The 21,080-nt window shown below is 53.3% G+C and carries 18 protein-coding genes and 8 pseudogenes; 3 read left to right on the top strand and 23 right to left on the bottom strand.

All coding sequences use genetic code 11. From position 1 onward, the window contains the following. Positions 1-48 precede the first annotated feature (48 nt). The 4 genes and pseudogenes from A0V43_RS05675 to chrA form a co-directional block, all read right to left on the bottom strand. Entirely contained in the window at positions 49-1,701 is a 1,653-nt protein-coding gene (locus A0V43_RS05675) for a YhgE/Pip family protein (RefSeq protein WP_236930945.1), read from the bottom strand. Further along, positions 1,671-2,168, bottom strand: a complete 498-nt coding sequence (locus A0V43_RS20290) for a YhgE/Pip domain-containing protein (protein ID WP_236930943.1) — start codon at positions 2,166-2,168, stop codon at positions 1,671-1,673. Before A0V43_RS20290 ends, A0V43_RS05675 begins: the two co-directional genes overlap by 31 nt. An 87-nt stretch (positions 2,169-2,255) precedes the next feature. Then, positions 2,256-2,691 (bottom strand): annotated as a pseudogene (locus tag A0V43_RS05670) (DMT family transporter). A gap of 246 nt (positions 2,692-2,937) precedes the next feature. Continuing rightward, positions 2,938-4,145: pseudogene (chrA, locus tag A0V43_RS05665) on the bottom strand (chromate efflux transporter). A 74-nt stretch (positions 4,146-4,219) separates the two neighbouring features. On the opposite strand from chrA, the gene A0V43_RS05660 reads away from it, so the two are divergent. After that, positions 4,220-4,726, top strand: a complete 507-nt coding sequence (locus A0V43_RS05660; protein ID WP_013145361.1) for a QueT transporter family protein — start codon at positions 4,220-4,222, stop codon at positions 4,724-4,726. 10 nt (positions 4,727-4,736) lie between these two features. Here A0V43_RS05660 and A0V43_RS05655 read toward each other — a convergent pair whose 3' ends face one another. Both A0V43_RS05655 and A0V43_RS05650 read right to left on the bottom strand, forming a co-directional pair. Then, the gene (locus A0V43_RS05655) at positions 4,737-4,994 is read right to left on the bottom strand and encodes a hypothetical protein (protein WP_013145362.1); all 258 of its coding nucleotides are present in this window, start codon (positions 4,992-4,994) and stop codon (positions 4,737-4,739) included. Continuing rightward, positions 4,991-5,941 (bottom strand): annotated as a pseudogene (locus A0V43_RS05650) (DMT family transporter). Before A0V43_RS05650 ends, A0V43_RS05655 begins: the two are co-directional and overlap by 4 nt. A gap of 753 nt (positions 5,942-6,694) precedes the next feature. Between A0V43_RS05650 and A0V43_RS05645 the strand changes: the two are divergent. Beyond that, entirely contained in the window at positions 6,695-7,138 is a 444-nt protein-coding gene (locus tag A0V43_RS05645) for an OsmC family protein (RefSeq protein WP_011231160.1), read from the top strand. A gap of 149 nt (positions 7,139-7,287) precedes the next feature. On the opposite strand, the gene A0V43_RS05640 is transcribed toward A0V43_RS05645, so the two are convergent. From A0V43_RS05640 to A0V43_RS05575, 15 genes and pseudogenes are all read right to left on the bottom strand, one after another. Beyond that, positions 7,288-8,502, bottom strand: coding sequence for an ABC transporter substrate-binding protein (locus A0V43_RS05640; RefSeq protein WP_063192597.1), 1,215 nt, complete (start codon positions 8,500-8,502; stop codon positions 7,288-7,290). Positions 8,503-8,628: 126 nt separating this feature from the next. Next, positions 8,629-9,334 (bottom strand): annotated as a pseudogene (locus A0V43_RS05635) (ABC transporter ATP-binding protein). After that, complete coding sequence (locus A0V43_RS05630; protein ID WP_063192596.1) at positions 9,327-10,091, bottom strand: ABC transporter ATP-binding protein; 765 nt, start codon at positions 10,089-10,091, stop codon at positions 9,327-9,329. Before A0V43_RS05630 ends, A0V43_RS05635 begins: the two are co-directional and overlap by 8 nt. Then, positions 10,091-11,131, bottom strand: a complete 1,041-nt coding sequence (locus A0V43_RS05625; protein ID WP_063192595.1) for a branched-chain amino acid ABC transporter permease — start codon at positions 11,129-11,131, stop codon at positions 10,091-10,093. The genes A0V43_RS05630 and A0V43_RS05625 overlap by 1 nt, the downstream gene beginning before the upstream one ends. After that, a pseudogene (locus A0V43_RS05620) lies at positions 11,131-11,993 on the bottom strand (branched-chain amino acid ABC transporter permease). The gene A0V43_RS05625 and the pseudogene A0V43_RS05620 overlap by 1 nt, the downstream one beginning before the upstream one ends. Positions 11,994-12,047: 54 nt before the next feature. Next, positions 12,048-12,673: pseudogene (locus A0V43_RS05615) on the bottom strand (TetR/AcrR family transcriptional regulator). 20 nt (positions 12,674-12,693) lie between these two features. Then, positions 12,694-13,862: pseudogene (locus A0V43_RS05610) on the bottom strand (thiolase family protein). Between the two features lie 80 nt (positions 13,863-13,942). Continuing rightward, positions 13,943-14,347, bottom strand: coding sequence for a MaoC family dehydratase (locus A0V43_RS05605; RefSeq protein WP_063192594.1), 405 nt, complete (start codon positions 14,345-14,347; stop codon positions 13,943-13,945). Next, a complete protein-coding gene (locus A0V43_RS05600; RefSeq protein WP_063192593.1) occupies positions 14,344-14,793 on the bottom strand; it encodes a MaoC family dehydratase N-terminal domain-containing protein in 450 nt (149 codons plus the stop codon). Before A0V43_RS05600 ends, A0V43_RS05605 begins: the two co-directional genes overlap by 4 nt. A gap of 13 nt (positions 14,794-14,806) precedes the next feature. Continuing rightward, positions 14,807-15,571 (bottom strand): beta-ketoacyl-ACP reductase, encoded by a 765-nt coding sequence (locus A0V43_RS05595; protein ID WP_063192592.1) that lies wholly within the window; start codon positions 15,569-15,571, stop codon positions 14,807-14,809. 35 nt (positions 15,572-15,606) lie between these two features. Beyond that, on the bottom strand, positions 15,607-16,164 hold the full coding sequence (locus A0V43_RS20285) for an acyl-CoA dehydrogenase family protein (protein ID WP_236931018.1): 558 nt from the start codon (positions 16,162-16,164) through the stop codon (positions 15,607-15,609). 24 nt (positions 16,165-16,188) lie between these two features. Continuing rightward, positions 16,189-16,712: pseudogene (locus A0V43_RS20280) on the bottom strand (acyl-CoA dehydrogenase family protein); the annotation flags it as partial. Positions 16,713-16,964: 252 nt separating this feature from the next. Continuing rightward, on the bottom strand, positions 16,965-17,708 hold the full coding sequence (locus tag A0V43_RS05585; protein ID WP_063192591.1) for an NAD-dependent protein deacylase: 744 nt from the start codon (positions 17,706-17,708) through the stop codon (positions 16,965-16,967). 73 nt (positions 17,709-17,781) lie between these two features. Then, positions 17,782-18,531: an oxygen-insensitive NADPH nitroreductase gene (nfsA, locus tag A0V43_RS05580; RefSeq protein ID WP_063192590.1), complete on the bottom strand. Its 750-nt coding sequence runs from the start codon at positions 18,529-18,531 to the stop codon at positions 17,782-17,784. A gap of 498 nt (positions 18,532-19,029) precedes the next feature. Then, positions 19,030-19,863 (bottom strand): pirin family protein, encoded by an 834-nt coding sequence (locus A0V43_RS05575; RefSeq protein ID WP_015374778.1) that lies wholly within the window; start codon positions 19,861-19,863, stop codon positions 19,030-19,032. 47 nt (positions 19,864-19,910) lie between these two features. Here A0V43_RS05575 and A0V43_RS20275 point away from each other — a divergent pair, with 47 nt between their 5' ends. Beyond that, positions 19,911-20,288 carry a hypothetical protein gene (locus tag A0V43_RS20275; RefSeq protein WP_236930941.1) on the top strand — a complete coding sequence of 126 codons (378 nt, stop codon included), beginning with the start codon at positions 19,911-19,913 and terminating at the stop codon, positions 20,286-20,288. A 31-nt stretch (positions 20,289-20,319) separates the two neighbouring features. Here the strand turns inward: A0V43_RS20275 and A0V43_RS05570 are convergent, their stop codons facing one another. Continuing rightward, positions 20,320-20,649 carry a type II toxin-antitoxin system PemK/MazF family toxin gene (locus tag A0V43_RS05570; RefSeq protein WP_011231143.1) on the bottom strand — a complete coding sequence of 110 codons (330 nt, stop codon included), beginning with the start codon at positions 20,647-20,649 and terminating at the stop codon, positions 20,320-20,322. After that, positions 20,649-20,918: an AbrB/MazE/SpoVT family DNA-binding domain-containing protein gene (locus tag A0V43_RS05565; RefSeq protein ID WP_011231142.1), complete on the bottom strand. Its 270-nt coding sequence runs from the start codon at positions 20,916-20,918 to the stop codon at positions 20,649-20,651. Before A0V43_RS05565 ends, A0V43_RS05570 begins: the two co-directional genes overlap by 1 nt. Between the last annotated feature and the right edge of the window lie 162 nt (positions 20,919-21,080).

Genomic DNA, 21,080 nt, shown 5'->3' with positions numbered 1-21,080 from the left:
TCGTCCTTATTGTAGCAGATGCTTCCAAAAGAAAATAGAGAAAATGTTTCAATGAAACAACCCGCTTAGAGCGGCTTTCTCTTTCAGCACGCGCATCCACGGGCTTAACGGGCCTTTCAACACAAGCCCGGCCAAAAGGGCGGCAACGGCAAACAAGAGAAGCCGCTTGACGTCATGCTCAACACGTTCCCATACGATCCCGCCGACCGCCTCGCGCATGATGTCAATGGCATAGGTAAACGGCAACCAAGGGTTTAATTGCTGAAAGAACGGAGGAATCAGCTCAATCGGATACGTGCCTCCCGCTCCGGCAATTTGCAAGACGAGCAACACAATCGCCATCGCTTTTCCCACATTGCCGAACAAGGAAACAAGCGAAAAAACCACCGCCATAAAGACAAAGCTGCACAAAAGGCCGAACGTCATGAACCATCCCGGCTCACGGACGAAAATATTCGGCAAGATGAAAGCCGCTCCAGCCGTCACGACCATCGCCTGCAAAGCATTCAGCGTCCAAAAGGTCAACAACCGTCCGGCATATCGTTCCCGCTCATTCGCTTCCGAAAACGAAGAAGGATCGGTCGACAAGACGGAAACAAGCAACAAACATCCTACCCATATGGCCAGCACCGTGTAAAATGGATTCATGCCCGAACCATAGTTCGGCAGCGGGAAAAGGCGGAACGTTTTGACGTCAACCGGGTGGGCCAAAAAGGCGCCTTTCGCCTGTGGATCTTGTTTCAACAAGCGAATCAGTTCGTCGATGTTGGTTTCTCTTTTGATTTTCGATAGGAAGGCGGCCAGCTCGCGGACCTGGCGGGAGAGAAATGGATATTGAGCCTGTGCGGTCTTTAGCGCTTGTTGCGCGGCCGCTAAATCATGATCTGTGTTTGACAACCATTGCTCTGCCTCATTTAACGCTTGATCCATGCGAAGAAGCGTTTGTTTCGCTTGTCGCACCTGTTCCCCTGTTTGATTCCATTTTGCCCGCAGCATAGGCAGCAGCCGTTGGCGATATGCTTGATCAAGTTGCTGCGCCTGTGCGTCCAATAAGGCCATTTGTTCACGCAGGTGAGTGATCTTCCCTTCGACGCCTGTTGGATGTTGTTTCACTAGCGCCGCTGTTTCTTGAATAGACGCTAGCGTCTGCTCGATACGGCTGATGGTGCGCTGCACAGGTTGAAGCGAAGAGGAATCAATCGTCCCCTCCCATGTTCTCAACGTTCGGCGCAATTGCTGAACCAATGGGCTCGCGTCTGTTGCCGCCTGTTGGATGAGAGCCGCCCAACGCGCTTGCTTTTCCGGTGTATCGAGGGACTGTGGCGTCTGCTCTGCAAAGGAATAGAGCGCATGAACCGCCATTTCCACCGGCTTTTCCCATAAGTGCGATGAAGCATTGACTTGCATGAACAACTTCTCAACGCGGCCTGTCCATTCTAAACCGCGCCGCACCGTTGCTCTGGCAGCCGGCAGAAGCTCGCGGCCTGTACGAACTAGTGATCTTGCCTCTCCCACATCGCGATCTAGGGCTTTCAATTGTCGTTGAATCGTTGGCAATTCGTTTTCCAAACGAAACACAAACGCTTCAACGCGGCGAATGGTGGGAAGCTGCTGTTCGAGCGTCACTCCCGCTTGGTGGAACAAGGAAAACAATGCGGTATTGACCACCCTCACAAACTCATCGCTGACTCGCGCTGACAATGTACTTGCTCCGCGCTCCGTGATTTTGGGAGCGATGGCGTTCCGTTTGTCGTTTTCATAATAGTGTAAATAACCGCCCTTTTCGGACGTTTCTGCACTACAGTGGCTAATTTAGCCGAGAAATCAGCCGGAATGACGATCGTCGCAAAGTAGTCTCCCCTCCGAACGCCTTCCATTCCTTTTTTCCGCGTGACAAATCGCCATCCCAACTGGTGGTTGTTTTTTAAGGTCTTGACGATCTCATCGCCGGCGTGAAACCGGTGACCGGTCAACTCCGCCCCTCGGTCTTCGTTCACGACGCCGACCGGTAAATCCTCTGTATGGGCATAAGGGTCAATCGAAGCCTCTACATTGATCCAAGCGTAAAGCGATGGAAGAACGATCAGACCGAGAGCCAATATGGATGCGGCCCAGTTGGTCGTGAGATGTTTCAAATCGCTCATATAAATGCGCCATGCCTGTTTCACTTTGATCCGCTTCCTTTCAAGTCGATCATGCTGTTGTTAGTATGAGCGGATCACGGAAAACTAAACCAACTTGGCCAGTCCTGTTGTTCATTTGCGGAAAAAAAGCCAAAGCGCCAAAAACAAACAGGCTATAGCAACGAGGCGCGTCATGTCAAACGGAATGCGCTGTCCCCCGAATAACCCGAAGTGATCAATGATCGAGCTCATGACGAGCTGGCCGGCGATCACGGCTGCCAGAGAGTTGGCGACGCCGACTTTCGGAACGATCAGCACCATGACAAACACATAAAAAGCGCCGAGAATGCCGCCCGTCAGCTGCCATTTCGGCACAGAAAACATGGCCAGCAATTCTCCTTTTCCGAAAAAACAATTGCACTAAAAATAAGACGATCGTTCCGATTAAAAACGACACGAACGCCCCTTCCAACACACCAATCCGCTTGCCGAGGCCGCCGTTCACTCCTGCCTGTACGGAGACAGCCATCCCGGCCGTTAGAGCGAGCAGCATCCATACCCACTTCATCGGCTCCCCCTCCTTTTGCCTATATACGCCTGCGGATCAGGCGGCAAGCTTTCCTTTCAGCGCACAGCCCTATGCCATGCCGGCGCTCTTTTGTTTCTGCCGCCTCGGTATCGCTTTCACGCAAACGAAAACCATTTGATCAAGCCATCTATTTGCATCTGCCGGCTATTGCAACGGCAAAGCCAAACACGTCGTTGTCCATTTTCGGACGATCATGAAAAGCCGCCATCATGGTGCTTCGGGCGATCAGCCGAGCCAAGCGCGCAGCCATCCGCCGACGAACGAAACAAGGACGAACGCCCATGCTGGCCACTTCCACACAACAAGAAGAAAAGCCCCAAGGGAAAGCGCCAAATCGGCCGGTCCCTTCACCGCTTTCGTCCAAATCGGATCGTACAGCGCCGCGAGCAAAATCCCGACGACAGCGGCGTTCATGCTGACAAGCGCCGCTTGGAAGCGCGGCTGATGGCGAAGCCAGTGCCAAAACGGAAACGCGCCGAGCACAAGCAAAAACGAGGGAAGGAAAATGGCGATGGTGGCAACGAGCGCCCCTTTCCAGCCAAAGCTGGCCATCCCAATATAGGCGGCAAAGGTAAAGAGCGGTCCGGGAACAGCCTGGGCGGCGCTGTAGCCGGCTAAAAACTGGCTGGCGGTGATCCATCCTTGCGGCACCACTTCCGCTTCCAAAAGCGGCAGCACGACATGCCCGCCGCCAAACACGAGCGCCCCGGCGCGGTAAAAGCTGTCAAACAGCGCCCAAAGCGGTGAAGAAACCCAAGCGCGAACAAGCGGCAGCGCGACAAGCAGCACAGCAAACAGCAAAAGCAGCGTTGCACCAGTGGAACGGCGAATAAAAGGCGGAATGCCTGCTGCAGATGTGGAAAGAGAGACGTTTTTTCTTCGCAATCCAAAAGCGCCAATGCCTCCTGCTGCGGCGATGACGGCGACTTGGCTCCACGCGCCCGGCGCAAGAAGCACGGCGGCCGCCGCTATGATGGCGACCGTTGCCTCGAGGCGGCTAGAGGCGAATTTGCGCGCCATCTCCCATACGGCTTGTGCCACGACCGCCACGGCCGCCAACAGCAAGCCGTGCATCCAGCCGGCGTCACCCCAAGAATGGTGTTGCAGCCAAACAGCAACCAGGCTGAGGGCGACCGCTGACGGCAGCGTAAAACCAAGCCAAGCTGCCAACGCCCCCAAACGCCGGCGCGCATAAATCCGATGCCGATGCCGACTTGGCTGCTCGCTGGACCAGGGAGGAATTGGCATAAAGCGACCAAATCGGCATACGTTTTCTCGTCAATCCATTTTTTTCGTTTGACGTACTCTTCGTAAAAATAGCCGAGATGAGCGACCGGACCACCAAATGACGTTAAACCGAGGAGAAGCGCTGTTTTTCCGACTTCCCAAACCGATCGCCGCCGGCTTGTTGCTTGTTGATCCGTCAAGGTCAACGAGATTCACTTCCTTTCGTTCATTCGTTTGTCGTGCTACAATCATATTATCATCAATGCGAGGAGAGGACGTTATGAACATTCGGATCATAGCGGCAAATGGCTTGATCGCCGCCGTGTATATCGCGGTGACGGCGCTCATTCAGCCGTTTGGCTTTACGAATATTCAGTTTCGCGTGTCAGAAATATTGAATCACTTGGTCGTGTTCCGCAAAACATACGCCATCGGCATTGTGCTTGGCGTCTTTTTCGCCAACTGGTTTTTCTCGCCGATCGTCGCGTATGACCTCGTATTTGGCGTCGGCCAGTCGGTGTTGGCGCTGCTCATCACGATCGTCTCTATGCGGTATGTCCGAAACGTTTGGGCGCGCATGACCGTCAATACGCTGTCATTTACTGTGACTATGGCCATTATCGCCTTCGAATTGAAACTGGCGCTCGGCTTTCCGTTTTGGCTCACATGGCTGACGACGGCCATCAGCGAGTTGGTCGTCATGGCCATCGGTGCGCCGATCATGTATGCCGTCGGCCGCCGGATCGCTCCAGAAGCCTTCCGGGCCGCTGACGGCCGCAACGACTGACCAATTGTTCCTACGGCATCGAGCGCACCGCCCATTCGATGATCAATGAACAGACGGCGGCAAGCATCGACGCCGCCGTCATCGTTGTTAGCATAGACCGCAGCTTGGGATGAATACGGGGGCGAAAGTGAAGGATGGTGAGGCTGACAGCAACCCCTCCGCCCCATACGACAAGACCCACGGGCGTCATAAGCACGTCCCAGTCGCTAATCCAGAGATAAATCACAGCCGCATGGCAGGCCAGCAGCGCGTAGATGCTCGTTTTCACCGCTCTCCCTCCACCCGATACGAAGGCTGGGCCTTCGAAACAGCCGAAACCGGCCGTTTCGCCATTCTCACAGACTCAAAACTATGCCAGCAAATCCCCGCCACAATGACCGCCAAACCGACAAACGCCCAGCCGTTCGGAAACGGAGCCGATAATAACCACACTTCACCGATAACGGCAAAAATCACTTCCCCGGATTGCGTCGCTTCCACAGCAGCGAGCTTTCGCTCATTTCCTTTCGCCCGGTCCGTGGCGATGAAAAAAAGCGTCGTCGCGATAACGCCCGAGCTGATAGCGACAATGAGCGACTGCGCCGTTTGCCCAGCCGAAGGAACCCCGGCTGTCGCCCATCCAATCAGCGCCACCACAAACCAAAACGGCAAGCTGGCGATCGTCATCCCGAATACGCGTTGAAACGCGTCAAGCCGTCCGGCACAATGCTCGATCATTTTTCGGTTGCCCAGCGGGTAAGCAAAGGCGGCGATGAGCACAGGAAAGATCCCCAACGCGATTTCTTTCCACGTGAGATGGCCTGCTTGCTGGAACTGAACGAGCGCGACGCCGAGCAAAATAAAAAATGAAATGAAGAGCGCCTGTTTTTCAATCGGGCGGCGCACGGACACAGTTTCGTTTTGCGTTTCAATTTGTTCTGTAAACAGCGGGCTAAGCAGGACGCCGGCGACGATCGTGCACTGCCATGTGCCGGCTACAAGCCATCCTGGGCCGTACGCAGCGGCGTACGTGAGCGGCGCGTAAAACAGACCGAAACCGACCGTCCCCCAGACGACCCATGTCCATGGATGGCTCTTCATGTCGCGTCAAACCGGACTGAGATTGCGGCGTGCCAGAAGAATGGCAAACAGCAACGGAACCATAAAGAAAAAACGAAGTGACGAGCTCCACGTCCAACTTCCGCCAGCTAGCTCCATAGACCGGTTCAATGTCAACTACCCCTACTTCGCGAACGCTTGAAGTGGGGGCTTGCAACTCCCCAGAAGTGCGAGCGGACTTTGTCCTCCTTCCTTGACTTGGGGTTGCATCAGGGGCAGGTTGACAACTGCCCAACGACGCAGGTCATGCCTGCATCGTTACCGATTCTCTCGGTGTGTCTGTTGGCAGTACTTAGCTTCCACACACAACAGACGGACCTACGCTCGATGTTTTGCGGTTGCAACGTTTCCTGCAACCAACTCCATACATCGAGCAACAGCTATTGGAGTGCCTTTATTGAACGGTTTTCTCCACGCCTTTATTCGATCATACACAAAAGAAAGGGGGAACGCGCATTCCTCTCCCACTTACTCCCTTTGGTCGTTGAAGTGGGAGTCTCCTGCGCGAAATAGGATGAACGTAACGGCAAAAAAGAACGAGGCGGCAAGGCCGAGGGCTATTTCCCGCATGGTCGGTCTCTCCCCTCCTGTGATTAGATTCATCATGTGGCAGAGCAGTTTTATTTTATCGCATTATTGAAAATTTTTCTATTTGTTTTATTTGATTATTTAGAACATAGTTTTTTATGATAAGAAGTACACAATAAGAATTGATCAACCCGAAACAGTGCTTCCAGGCGGCAATCCTATCATTACCGCATCCATTCTTCTGTCCGTCACCTCCGTTTTCGTTAAATTCTTACTTGTCAAATAGGGATTTATGGATTATTCTTAATTTATCTATTATTCCTATTTATCAGGAGGTTTTTTATGCCTAAGCTTACCTTTTCCTCTGATGTCAAATGGTCTGGCGAAGGAGTACGCTCGGTGGCTGACATTAACGGCAAACAAGTCATCATTGACGAACCCCCAGCCTTGGGAGGCACCGATCAGGGGCCGAATCCCGTAGAGTTGGTCCTAGCCGCACTAGGCGGTTGCATCAATGTACTGATTTCTCTGTTTGCCAGCCATCACGGGGTCGAACTGAAAGGAGTTCAAGTACACGTAGAAGGAGATTTAGATCCCGATGGCTTTATGGAGAAAGCGGACGTTCGGCCTGGATTCTTAGAAATTCGTTACCATATTGATATCGACTCTCCTTCCGATCCAAAAAACGTCCAAGCTTTGATTGAACACGTTGAACGTGTCTGCCCGGTAAAAGACACCCTAAGGGGCGTCCCCACAGTGTCTATAGCGAATCAAAAAACGTCATAATGCGAAAATGGAAAAGGCTGTCTGGAAAAAGTTGAGCGATGACTTTTTCCGACAGCCTTTCGAGGGTGTTGTTTCCTTCGAGACGCTATGCGTGACAAACGTGCTGATGAAAGGGCTTCTTCATTCGCCGGCCTTGCATGGCGGACGGATTATTTGTCAATTAACTCAATCGGCACAATTTTTCCATTTTCCACCGCAGCCACGACGATTTCCGATTCAAATCCGCCATCGTCGCCGATGCTTGGGACGTTATACACTTTCTTTTCTGCCGGAATGTTTTTCAAACCATCGTTCATATGTTCGCGGATGGCTTGCGGGTCATCGACGGTGCCTGCGGCTTTCATCGCCTCGACGAAAGCGTAAAGCGCCAAATAGTTGTAAGCGGCTTCCGATCCTGGATCTTCATTGAACTTTGCCCGATAGTTTTTCACAAACTCTGGAACCGCGGGTTGATCCGACTCGACAAGCGGCATGACGCCGATCGAACCTTCAAGCATGTCATAAGAGCCGGTCACCCGTTTCATCTCATCGAGTTTCGCCTGATCCATAATGATAAAGCCGCCTTTAAAGCCAAGTTCACGCGCTTGTTTCGCCACTTTTGCCGTCGGCTCCGAAGCGCCCCCGATAAACAGCACATCTGGTTTTTCTTTCAGGGCGTTCGTCACGATCGTAAAGAAGTCGGTGTCTTTTGTAAAATCAATCGACGATTTGTAGACAACTTTTCCGCCTTGCTTTTCCCAGTAGGGCAACAGTTTTTCCGTCCAGTCTTTCCCGTATTGCGTCGCCGTCGGCAAGGCGGCCAGTTTCTTGCCGAAACGCTTCATGGCATAATCGGTAAAAGTCGGGATGTAGCCGTCATAGCGCGGCGGAATGCGCACGGTCAGCTTATTGCCCGTTTGTGTAATTTTCGGTTCGCTCGTATACGCCGCGATGATGAAATTGTCCGTTTGGTTGAACACTTGCAGCGCCATGACGCCACCGCTGTGCGGCGTGAAAATGATCGGCGTATGATGCTCTTGCACAAGGCGTTTGGCGTTCGCTGCCGTTTCGTTTGGCAAATATTTGTCATCCAACGGAACAAGGTTGATTTTGTATTTCTTTCCTTTGACCTCAAAACCGCCGCTGTTGTTGATTTCCTCGGCCGCCATTTTCAAGCCGTTTAACGTCCGTTGGCCATAATAGGCGGCCGGGCCGCTCAGCGGGCCGCTGTAGCCGATGTTGACCGTGCCCGTTTCACCGCTGCCTCCTCCGCTATTGTTTCCGCCGTTGGCGTTATTGCTGCTTGGCGAATTGTTGCACGCCGCAAGCATAAACATCATGATGGCCGCGATCATAGCGGCGATGGACCATTTTCTTTTTTTCATTCTACCCCCCCCTATTGATGATTTATTATTGTGAATATTTAGATAATGTTTGACACACCCGTTATTCACCCCCTTTCGGTGCCATCTCCTCTCCTTGCTTTCGCTGATGGACAAGGATGAGGCCTATCATGCACCAATGTACGCCTTGCGGACATCGTCGTTGGCGAGCAGCTCGTCCGCCGTCCCTGAGGCAACGATCGTTCCATTTTCAAACACATAGCCTCGATGGGCGATCGACAGCGCCGCATGAGCGTTTTGTTCCGCCAACAAAATCGTTGTTCCTCCCTCATTGATTTGCTTAATCGTCGCAAACATCTGCTCGACAATGAGCGGAGCGAGTCCAACCGACGGTTCATCAAGCAAGAGCACCGCAGGACGTGACATTAAGGCGCGTCCGATGGCGAGCATTTGCTGCTGGCCGCCGCTTAACGACCCGGCTGGCGCGTTTTGCTTGTCGCGCAAAATCGGAAACAGTTCGTATACATGTTCAATCGAGCGGCGGATGCCTTCTTTGTCCTTCCGATGGACGTAAGCGCCCATCAGCAAGTTTTCGTATACACTCATGCGCGGAAACAGTTTGCGCCCTTCCGCGCATTGCACGACGCCACGCCCGACGATGCGGTCAGGAGGCAGCGAATCAATGCGCTCGCCATCGAGGCGGATTTCCCCCGCACTGGTTTGTGCAGTCCACTGATCGTGCGAAACAATGTGCTTTTCCCGGCCCCGTTGGCGCCAAGCAAAACGGCGATCTCCCTCGCTTGACGGAAAACGTCACATCGCGAATGGCCGTAAAACTCCCGTAGCGGACGGATACGTTCGCAACTTCAAGCAATGGCGCTCCCTCCTAAATACGCTTGAATGACCGCCTCGTTGTTTCGCACTTCCTCGGGCGTTCCTTCCGCGATTTTTTCTCCGTAGTTTAACACCATGATGCGGTCGGCAATTTTCATGATCATCGACATTTTGTGCTCAATCAGGCAAACGGTCAGGCCGCCTTCTACCATTTTGACGATCAACTCCTCAAGCCCTTCCGTTTCATCCGGGTTGATGCCGGCTGCCGGTTCATCAAGCAGCACGAGCTCCGGATCGGTCGCCAAGGCAAGCGCGAACGCCACCCGCTTTTTCTGCTTCTGCGACAAGTTGGCCACCATCCGATCCGCCACATGGGTTAGACCGACAAAGTCGAGCACTTCCATCGCTTTTTCTTTGCATGCCTGTTCCTCGCGGCGGTGCCGTTTCGTGCGCAAAATGGCATCAAATAAGTTGGATGACGTGCGGAGACGATGGCCGATGATGACGTTGTCGATCACCGTCGCCTGTTCAAACAAGTGAGTCGTTTGAAACGTGCGGGCGATGCCGAGCTTCGCCCGTTCGTTTGCCGGCAGGCGGGTAATATCGCGCCCTTTGAACGTAATCGTCCCTGACGTCGGCCGGTACAAGCCGCTGATTAAATTGAAAAACGTCGATTTGCCGGCTCCGTTTGGACCGATGATGGCGTTGATCTTCCCTTGCTCGACGGAAAAGGTGACATCGTTGACCGCCAGAAGCCCGCCAAACCGCTTCGTCAACCGTTCAACGTGCAAAAGCATCATGATCCCTCCTCTGCGTGCCGCTCGCCTCGTCCTTGGCTCGAGACGGCCAGTTCCGCAGCAACTCGGTTCGCTTCTGGATCGAGACGGCGCGCTTCTTCACGCTTTGCTTTCAAACGGATGACCCACCCGGCAATGCCGTGTGGGTAAAAGATGATGAGCAACGTCAGCACCGGACCGAAAATCAACATCCGGTAATCTTGCAAAAACTGCAATTGTTGGGACAGAAACGTAACGAGCAACGTCCCGACGACCGGGCCGGCGAGCGTGCCAATCCCACCGACAAGCAAATACGTTAAAAAGTCGAACATGACGCTGACGTACGCAATGTCCGGGCCAAGAAAGCGGATGAACGATGCGTACAGCGCTCCGGCAAGCGATGTAAAAAAGACCGAGAGAACAAACGAGGCGAGTTTGTTTTTCATCGTCGAGATGCCAAGCGTCAACGCGAGCTCCTCACTGTTGCGAATGGCGATGTACGTCCGTCCGGTCAACGAATAGACAAGGCGGTACATGGTGAAGATGACTGCAACCAAGAAGCATAACACCAAATAATATTGGGCGACGGGCGTTTGAAACGAGAGCGGACCGATGTCAGCCGGCGCCGGGATGCCGATAAACCCGCGCACTCCGCCGGTTAAACTGTCCCATTTGTCAATGATCAAATAGATAATATAGCCCACACAAAGCGTATAAATGGCGAAAAAGTGCTCTTTCGTCCGCAGCGCAACAAGCCCGATGACGGCCCCAAGCAACGTGGTGGACAAACAAGCAAGCACGAAAGCCAGCCAAAACGGCACGCCCGCTTTCACCGTCAAAATGCCAAGCGCATACGCGCCAATCGCAAAAAACCCGGCGTGGGCAAGCGACAAATAACCAGTATAGCCAGCAAATAAATTCAGCCCGTAAACAGCGATCATCCAAATGAAGGAGATCGTCATCATGTGCAAGTAATAGCTGTTGGTGACAAGCAACGGAAAGGCAAGCGCCAGCGCCGCAAGAACGGCGATCCATAAGCGCCGGTTGGCGAATACAGCCATCAATGTCCCTCCTTGGCAAACAGTCCGTTCGGTTTGACCGTTAAAATGATGACGAGGATGGCAAAAGCGATAATGTCTTTGTAGTCGTTCGACACATACGTCGCTCCCAAGCTTTCGCTGAATCCCAAAATATAGCCGCCGACAATGGCGCCTGGAATGCTTCCCATGCCGCCGAGAATGATGATGACAAACGCTTTCAAGATGACAAGATGGCCCATGCCGGGAAACACGAGGTTGATCGGCGAAGCGAGCGACGCGGCGAGCGCTGCCAAACTGCCGGAAAGGAAAAACGTCAGCATGGCGACTTTATTCGTGTTAATGCCGACCAAATTCGCCCCTTCGCGGTTTTGCGCCATCGCGATGATGGAAGCCCCGATGAACGTCTTTTTCAAGAAGAGGTAAAGCAAGATCATGATGATGACAGCGGATGCGATGATGAGGATGCGTTGAACCGTCAAGGTCAAGCCGAAAATGCTGACAACGTCGCCGTATGGGGTCGGCATCGTCTGGTAGTCCGCCCCCAGACGAACTGGGCGAATGCCTCCAAAAACAACAAAATGCCAATCGCCGCAATTTTGTCATGGAGCGGCGGTGCGTCGCGAAGCGGATAAAACACAAGCCGTTCCATCAATACACCGAGCATCCCGACCGCGGCCATCGACACGACAACGGCCAACCCGTACGGCAGCCCGGCTTTCGTCATCGCAGTGAGCGTGACATAACCACCCATCATATATAACGCGCCGTGGGCAAAGTTTGGAATGTGCAAAATGCCGTAAACAAGCGTCAAACCTAACGCGACAAGGCTGTAAACGCTTCCAACTGTCAGCCCGTTTAACAGCTGCTGGATGAATAGCTCCATCCCGATCCCCCTTTTTGTGTGCCGTTTGGCCAGACCATCAAAGCGGCCGATCTTTCATTTGGTCTGACCGCCCGAATTGCCTGGCTCCGCCTCATTTCGACCGCTTTCTCCAGCTCTTGGCGCCTTTATGCCGTGCAAAATGAAATCAACGAAAATATCCGTCAGTTCTTCTTCAGAGATGCCTTCGTCAGGCCGGAACCAATAATAGCTCCAGTTGGTGATGCCAAGCAGGCCAAACGTAATCATTTCTGCATGAAGCGATGGCTTGAATTCCCCGCGAGCGATCCCTTCTCGAACCAGCTGTTCATACCGCTTGCGAAACAACCGCCGCTTGGCGCGGATTTCCGCCAAATGGTCATCAGCCAAATGCCGCATTTCGCGGAAGAAAATGCGGGCGCTTTTCTTCCGTGTGCGGATATTGCAGATGACCATATAGACGATCGCCCGCAGTTTTTCCGTGCAGCTTTTCTCGGGCTCTTGGACAATGCAGGCTTGCTGCCGAAGCAAATCGTCCAGATAGGAAACACAAATATCACATAGCAACTCCTCTTTGCTTTTGTAATAGTAGTAAAAGGCCCCTTCGTTGCCCCAACCGCTTCGACGATTTCCTGCACCGACGTTTCTTTGAACCCTTTCCGTTCGAACAACTCAATGGCGGCTTCTCTTAGCTTGTCTTTCATTCCCTATAGTCTCCGTTGCCTCATTCTCGTTCAATAATCGTCGCAATGCCTTGGCCGCCGCCGATGCACGCGGTAATGAGCGCGTATTTCCCTCCGCGGCGCTTCAGTTCATACACCGCTTTTGTGATCAAAATCGCCCCCGTCGCGCCGAGCGGATGGCCGTGGGCAATGGCGCCGCCGTTGACATTCACTTTTTCCGGGTCCATCTCGAGCTCGCGGTCGCAGGCGATCACCTGGGCGGCGAAAGCTTCATTGATTTCGATGATGTCCATATCATCGAGCGTAAGCCCGACTTTTTCGAGCACTTTTCTTGTCGCCGGCACCGGGCCGATGCCCATGATGTTCGGGTCGACCCCGGCAACCGCATGGGCGCGGATGACGGCAAGCGGCTTTACGCCAAGCTCCTCTGCTTTTTCCCGCGACATGATGACGAGCGCAGAAGCGGCATCGTTCAGCCCTGAGCTGTTTCCGGCCGTCACCGTTCCCCTTCCAAAAACGCCGGCGGCAGCTTCGACAGCGCTTCCATCGTCGTATTCGGGCGCGGATGTTCATCCGTATCGAAGACGAACGGCTCGCCTTTTTTCACCGGGACGGTGATCGGCACGATTTGTTCGTCAAACCGCCCTTCCTGCATGGCGCGCGCCATGCGCTGCTGGCTGCGCAAGGCGAATGCGTCTTGTTCTTCACGGCTGATGCCATACTTTTTCGCCAAGTTTTCCGCCGTAATCCCCATCGGCGGATCGCCGATTTCTTTCGGCGATAGCTGCGATTTGCGGAAGCTTGGCGGCGTCGAGCTGTACGGTTTTTCCGGGCGGTCCATCAAATACGGCGCGCGGCTCATGCTTTCCACGCCGCCGGCGATATACACGTCTCCGTCGCCGGCCCAAATGGCTTGCGCCGCTAAATTGACGGCGTTAATGCCCGAACCGCATTGGCGGTCAACGGTCAAACCTGTCAACTCTAGAGATAAGCCGGTTTGCAGCGCCGTCAGTCGGGCGATGTTGCCGCCGCCGCTTAGGACGTTGCCCATAATGACATCATCGACATGCTCCGGGCCGATATTCGCCCGCCGCATCGCTTCTTTGATCACTTCCGCGCCGTAAATATGCGCCGGCATCGTCGCCAAAGCGCCTCCTTGGCGGGCGATGGCTGTTCGTACGGCCGACACAATGACGGCATCTCGTCTCATCCTGACTCCTCCTCATCCCCTTTGTAGTACGAAACCCGGCAACTGGGCGTTCTCGATGTTACCGGGCTCGCTGCCTTGCTTCATTCATACAGAGAAAACACGGCTTGGCCCTTAATGACTTCTTTTCCATGCTGGTTGACGGCGGCGACGGCAAAGCGGATCGCTTTCTTGTCTTTTTCCTTCACCGTTGCTTTTAAGGTGATGACATCGTTTAAAAACACCATCGACTGGAAGCGGACGAAATAGTCTTGGACAAACCCTTCTTCGTAGTATGGCGTAAACAGCTTCGCGAGGTTGCCCATCGTCCACATGCCGTGGGCGATAATGCCCGGCAGGCCGGCTTTTTTCGCCTCTTCATCGATCGTATGAATCGGGTTGTAGTCGCCTGATGCGCCGGCGTATTTGATTAAATCGAGCCGGGACACCGGTGCGAGCGTTACTTCGGGAAGCGACTCTCCGACTTGCCATTTGCGGATGCTCGTCATACGCTCATCGCCTTTCTAACCGCCTCGTTGATAATGATCGTCGAGGTGGAAGTGAAAATGAGATTTCCGTCAGCGTCCTCGCCGTTGTTGGCGATGACCAAAAAACTGAGCAGGCCCATGCTGCTTTGCTTTTCGAAGTAATCTTTCACTTCCGCATAGCAGTACAGCTCTTCGCCGACAAACAGCGGGCGCTCATAATGGAAGTGCTGTTCGCCATGGATGAGCCCTTTGGCTGGCAGCTTCAGCCCTTCAATGACGCCGTAGTCAAACACGCGCGGAAACGTCGGCGGCGCAATGTTGCGCCCGTAGCGCGACCGTTTCCCCGTCTCTTCGTCCCAATAAATCGGGTTTGGATCGCCGATCGCCTCCGCAAACTTTTTCACCGCTCCGCGCTCAACAGTGTTTTTCACTTTCGCCGACCGTTTTCCGATGTCATGCTGGTACATGCCCCGTCCCCCTTCAACATTTCGGGCCGCCGGCAACGTACAGCACTTGGCCGTTGACAAACGACGACCGTTCGTCGGCGAAAAACGCGACCGCATGAGCGATGTCTTCCGGACGGCCGCTGCGCCCGACCGGGATGTTGGCGACGCTCGCTTGGATGAGCTGCTCAAACGAAATGCCAAGCCGCTCGGCCGTCGCTTTCGTCATATCGGTTTCAATGAATCCCGGCGCGACGGCGTTTGTCGTAATGCCGAACTTGCCAAGCTCGATCGCCAGCGTTTTCGTAAAGCCTTGAATGCCGGCTTTCGCCGCCGAATAGTTCGCCTGGCCGCGGTTGCCGAGCGCGGATGTCGACGAAATGTTGATGATGCGCCCATACCCTTTTTCGACCATATATTTTTGCGCAGCGCGGGCGCAATAAAACGCCCCTTTCAAATGAACGTCCATGACCGTTTGCCAGTCGTCGTCCGTCATTTTAAAGAGCAAGTTGTCGCGGATGACGCCGGCGTTGTTGACAAGAATATCAAGCGAGCCGAACCGGTCGACGACCTCTTGCATCGTCGTTTCCACTTGTTCGCGGTCGGTGACGCTCGCCACTTTGGCGTACACCTCATACCCTTTCTCCCGCAGCTCGGCAGCCGTCGCTTCAAGGGCTTCTGCGTTTAAATCGATGAACGCCACTTTCGCCCCTTCTTCCGCGAAGCGGGTGACAATCGCCTTGCCAATGCCGCGGCTTCCTCCGGTCACAAACGCCACTCTTCCTGCAAACCGTTGGCTCATCGTGTTCTCCTCCCTTTCGATAACGCTTTCATTTTTCAGATGAACTGACCAAGTTTGACATGCCCTTTAATCAAGTTGCGAGCGATAATGAGGCGCTGAATTTCATCCGTGCCGTCGTAAATGCGCCACAATCTCGCTTCACGATACCAGCGCTCGATCGGCATTTCTTTCGTGTAGCCCATGCCGCCGTGGATTTGCATGACGCGGTCGACGACGCGGTTGCCCATGTTCGCGCCAAACAGTTTCGCCATCGAGGCTAAATGGCGGTTGTCCTCCCCTTGGTCAAGCGTAAACGCCGCGTTTAACACAAGCCATTTCGCCGCTTCGATTTCTACCGCCGAATCGGCAATCATCCATTGGATCGCCTGCCGCTCGGCGATCGGTTTGCCGAATGTGACGCGCTCCTTCGCATAGTCAATGGCCATTTGCAAAAGCCGCTCGGCCGCTCCGACCGCACGGGCGCCGACGACCCAGCGGGCGTAGCCGATCCACTCAAGCCCAAGCTTATAGCCGTGATGCAGCTCGCCTAAAATGTTTTCTTCCGGCACGCGCACGTTTTCGAAAATTAAGCTGGCTGGAGTGGAAGGTCCCATCGTATGTATCGGTTCCGAACGCCAGCCCATCTCGCGGTCGACGATAAAACACGTCACCCCTTCACGCCCGTTCGAAGCTTGGTGACGCTCTTTGTCGGTGATGGCGATGACCATGACGAAATCGGCTTCATTGCCGCCGGTAATGAATGTCTTCTCCCCGTTTAACACCCACTCGTCGCCGTCTTTCACCGCCGTCATTTTAATGTTGCGCGTATCTGATCCTGCTCCCGGCTCGGTCATGGCAAAGCACGATTTTTTCTCGCCGTTGATCGTCGGGATCAAATATTTTTTCTTTTGCTCTTCATTCGCGTAATACAAAATGTTGTCCGCCGATCCGCCAAACTGGAACGGAACAAGCGTTTTCGACACTTCCATCAACACAATCGCCTGCATGACATGGCCCAAATTCGCGCCGCCGTATTCCTCCGGCGTGTTGATCCCCAAAACCCCGCTTCCTTCGCTTTGAGCTGCAGCTCTTTTAATTTTTCGGGCGGGAGCCCAGGCTTCCCTTCGCGCTCATTGCGCAATACGTCATTCTCGAGCGGCATCAATTCTTTTTCGACAAACTTGCGGATCGCTTTTTGCACCATGCGCTGCTCGTCCGTTAAGCGCAAATACATGATGGTCCCCTCCGTTTTCTGTTACGCCTTTATGCTCGGCTCCACTCATCAAAATACCAACCGGTTGGTATGTTATCTTTATTATATTCGAATGTTCTGAAAAGTACAATACCTTTTTTGATTTTTTGTCCAACGGGAAAACGCCATATGTGTTCTCCCGTTGGCATGGAATCTATCGATCTATTCCGCCTGTAGTTGCTTGCGCACGTTGGCGACCGTTTCTCCGATTCCGCCATAAATGACAAGGTCAAATATTCCGTCCATTCTTGTCGCTGTTTTGTTGATCAATACTTTCCTTGTTGCCGGCGATTCGGCGGCAACATAAAACGGGATTTGATTCACGGGCGCCACTTCCAAACTTGTCCCCATGGCCAGAAGCAAGTCGCTCTCCGCCGCTCTAGCGAACGCTTCTTCGATACGAGGAACAAGCCCGCCAAACAAGACGACATCCGGTTTGACAATCGTCTGGCACTTTTCGCAGCGCGGCACCTCGTGGTGGTTGATAAACGACAGATCATACTTGTTGCCGCATGACGGGCATGTCGCCGTCTGCAGCGTGCCGTGCAGCTCAATGACATTCGTGCTCCCTGCTTTTGTATGCAGCCCGTCAATATTTTGCGTCAAAATCGTCACCGTCTTGCCCATCTCCTCAAGCCAACGGAGAAACCGATGCCCATCATTCGGAGCAAAGCCGCCCATCATTTTTAATGAAAACATCCGCTTGAATCGACGCCAAAAATCAACCGGATCTTTTTTGTAATAATGCTCTGACAAATAATATTCGACATGGTCCTCTTGGGCGTAAAGGCCGTTTTCGCTGCGAAAATCAGGAATGCCGGACTCCGTGCTCATCCCGGCCCCGGTCAGGACGGCGACCGTATTCGCCTCTTTGATCCATTGCGCCAGTTGCCGGATTTTGCCCACTCTCGTTCTCTCCTTTCTTACGAACCTCTTGGACTTCGGGAATGGGAGCTGGGGGCTCCCGCCTGCAGCGAGGCTACCGTAAATTGAACCCTTTCCCTTCCACAAACTCTTTCATGTACATCCGGACTTGGCGGCTGAGCGTATCAGCCATCTGCCCGGTCCATGTGTCGCGGCGGCGGCCGTTTGTCCGTTGTTCATAATAGGTAGAAACGGTTTCATTGTAGCGCTGCAGCTGCGCGATGAATCGCGCCCGGTCTTGGTCGTATTCGTCCTCGTGATAAACGTGTTCAAACGGCAACCGCGGCTTTTGATCCGGCGTTTGTGCAGGATAGCCGACGGCAAGCCCAAACAGCGGAATGACCCGCTTCGGCACATTTAGCAGCGCACATACTTCCGGCAAGTTGTTGCGCAGCCCGCCGATATAGCAAATGCCAAGCCCCATCGACTCCGCGGCAATGGCGGCATTTTGCGCCGCAAGCGCCGTGTCAATCAGCGCAACCATAAACTTTTCCGTGCTCTCAAGCGATGGAAGCACGTCTTTTCCTTCTAGCTCGCCAATGAGCTCATGGCGGTGAAAATCAGCGCAAAAGACAAAGAAATGGCCGTTATGCTCGACATAGGATTGATTTCCCGCCAGCTCGGCGAGCTTCCGTTTTTTCTCCGGATCTTTCACGCCGATGATGGAGTACGCTTGAACGTAGCTTGATGTCGACGCCGCTTGGGCGCATTCAACGATCGTGCGGATTTGTTCGTCCGTGAGCGGCTGGTCTTCAAAACGGCGGATCGAACGGTGCTGGAGAATCGTTTCGATGACTTGGTTCATCCTATTTCGCGCAGGAGACTCCCACTTCAACGACCAAAGGGAGTAAGTGGGAGAGGAATGCGCGTTCCCCCTTTCTTTTGTGTATGATAGAATAAAGGCGTGGAGAAAACCGTTCAATAAAGGCACTCCAATAGCTGCTGCTCGATGGATGGAGTTGGTTGCAGGAAACGTTGCAACCGTCAAACATCGAGCGTAGGTCCGTCTGTTGTGTGTGGAAGTCAAGTACTGCCAACAGACACACCGAGAGAATCGGCAACGATGCAGGCATGACCTGCGTCGTTGGGCAGTCGTCAACCTGCCCCCTGATGCAACCCCAAGTCAAGGAAGGAGGACGAAGTCCGTTTGCACTTCTGGGGAGTTGCAAGCCCCCACTTCAAGCGTTCGCGAAGTGGGGGTAGTTGACGACTATGTCCTCCTTGAACAGCCCAACGGCTTCTTTTTGTGAACATGATAACAAAAAAGAAAGAGCCATACAACGAATCGGCTCTTTCCCTTCCGTTATCGCCCAAACCGCCCTTCCTGGTAATCGCGAATCGCTTCGCGGATTTGTTCCGGAGTGTTCATGACGAACGGCCCGTAGGCGACGACCGGTTCGTTCACCGGCTCACCGGCGTAAAGAAGAAGGCGGAGTTTTTCGCGGGCGGTCGCGTTTAGCTCCGTTTCCTCGCCGCGGTTGTGGCGGCTGAAAAACAGCGCTTGCCCGGCCTTTCCTTCCGTATGGTCAGCTCCGAACGTGCCGCTCCCTTCTAAAATGTACAAAAAGCCGTTGTAATGCCCCGGCAAATCTTGCACGACCGTTGTTCCCGGTTCGACAATCATTTCCACCATCGTGACAGGAACGATGTTCTTCGTCGGGGCTTGCACCCCTTTGGATGACCCGGAAAAGACGCGGATCACCGCTCCTTCCTCTTTTCGCACCGGCATCTCTTCGGCGCGCAAGTTTTGGTAGCGCGGCTCGGTCATTTTATGCGTGCTCGGCAAGTTGACCCAAAGTTGCAAGCTGTGCACCGTTGAACCGGGCGCCGGATCTTCCTTATGGACGACGCCGCGGCCGGCCGTCATCCATTGCACATCCCCGGGGCCGAGCGTGCTGTGGCCGGCTTTGCTGTCGAAATGTTCAAGCTCGCCGCTGATCACATACGTGACCGTCTCAATGCCGCGGTGCGGATGGACGTCAAACGTTCCTCGCTCAAAAATGTCTTCCATCAGCAACAAAAACGGATCATACTCTTGCCAGTTCCCGGGCTCAAGCACCGAACCGCTCTGATGAATCGGGCTGTTGGTCGTCATTTGCACGGTTTTCACGCGACGAATGCGGCGTTGAATCGCCATAACCTCTCCTCCCTTATGTTGCGCAATCCCGGCCGTTGCCGGAAGGAGTGCAGCTCAATCGGCAAACCGCTCCCCCCCTTCATCGTACCGGATTCAACGAAAAACAGGCAAGCCATCCGCCTGAAAAATGGCGGCCATACCGCTCGCAAAAAACAAAAAACCTGCCGGCACTCGGCAGGTGGACGTTGGAAGAGGGATTCCAATCCCACCATAAAACGATTGATATTTCAAGGATGAATGGACATGCTCGTTCATCACGTGCAAAATTTGTGCAAAATAATCTCCAGTGTGTCAATCCATGCAAAAAAGCGGGACGATCCGCCTTCTTTTCGTTGCTCAATTCTGCCTTTTTCACAAAATATCCGAAGGAAGTCTCCCGCCTCAAGGAGCGTGAAGGGCAAAAATGTACGCAAAAAGTATGCTAAAAGTGAACAAAAGGCCAACATAAATGGCCTTTCACGAAAGAAAAGTATGAATCAGATCCAAGCAATCCGAAACAACTTCATTGGGCGCCCGTCCTACTATTTGAAGCTGTCGGGCGCGCCAATCTAAACTTTTGACCTGATCGGTTAAAATCACGCCTTCAACGGCCAAGCCTGATGGTAATTCCACTTCAAATGGATATCCTTTTTGTTGCCGGGTGATCGGGCAAAGCACCGCAAACCCTGTCAATTGATTGAACCGCTTTGGTGATAGAACGATGCCGGGCCTTTTTCCTGCCTGCTCATGCCCTGCTTGTGGATTGAAATTGACGTAAACAAGATCCCCACGATCCGGCGCTTGCATCAGAACAATTCATTCCCTTCTGTTCCAAAATCAATTTCAGCATGGCGATTTTCCGGCGTGATTTTAGCCAAAAGTTCCTCCAATGTCGGCTTCTTCTTTTTCGGGATCAACTTGATCGCTTGGTTCTCAACGATCATCTCCACTTCTGATCCTTGATGAAGCGCTAAACGTTCAGCAATCACGCTTGGGATACGAACCGCAAGGCTGTTTCCCCATTTTTGAACGGTTATTGTCATGATTGACACTCCTTTCTGTTTGTTTAATTCCATTATACCTCTCTCCTTTCATTTCGTATATACATAGTATATACATAAATTCAAAAAAAGATGCCATCGAGACGGTGTTTTCGATTCGAAACGAACGATTACGATTGATGATAAGACGCTGAACATGTTAAAGGATTTGAAGAAAAGTCAAAAGGATTCCCAAAA

Origin of the sequence: Geobacillus sp. JS12, from assembly GCF_001592395.1 — a bacterium.
In the GTDB taxonomy this organism is placed as follows: Bacteria; Bacillota; Bacilli; order Bacillales; family Anoxybacillaceae; genus Geobacillus; species Geobacillus zalihae.
The sequence above is the reverse complement of the archived record's forward strand: the minus strand, read 5'-3'. Positions and strand labels throughout refer to the sequence as shown.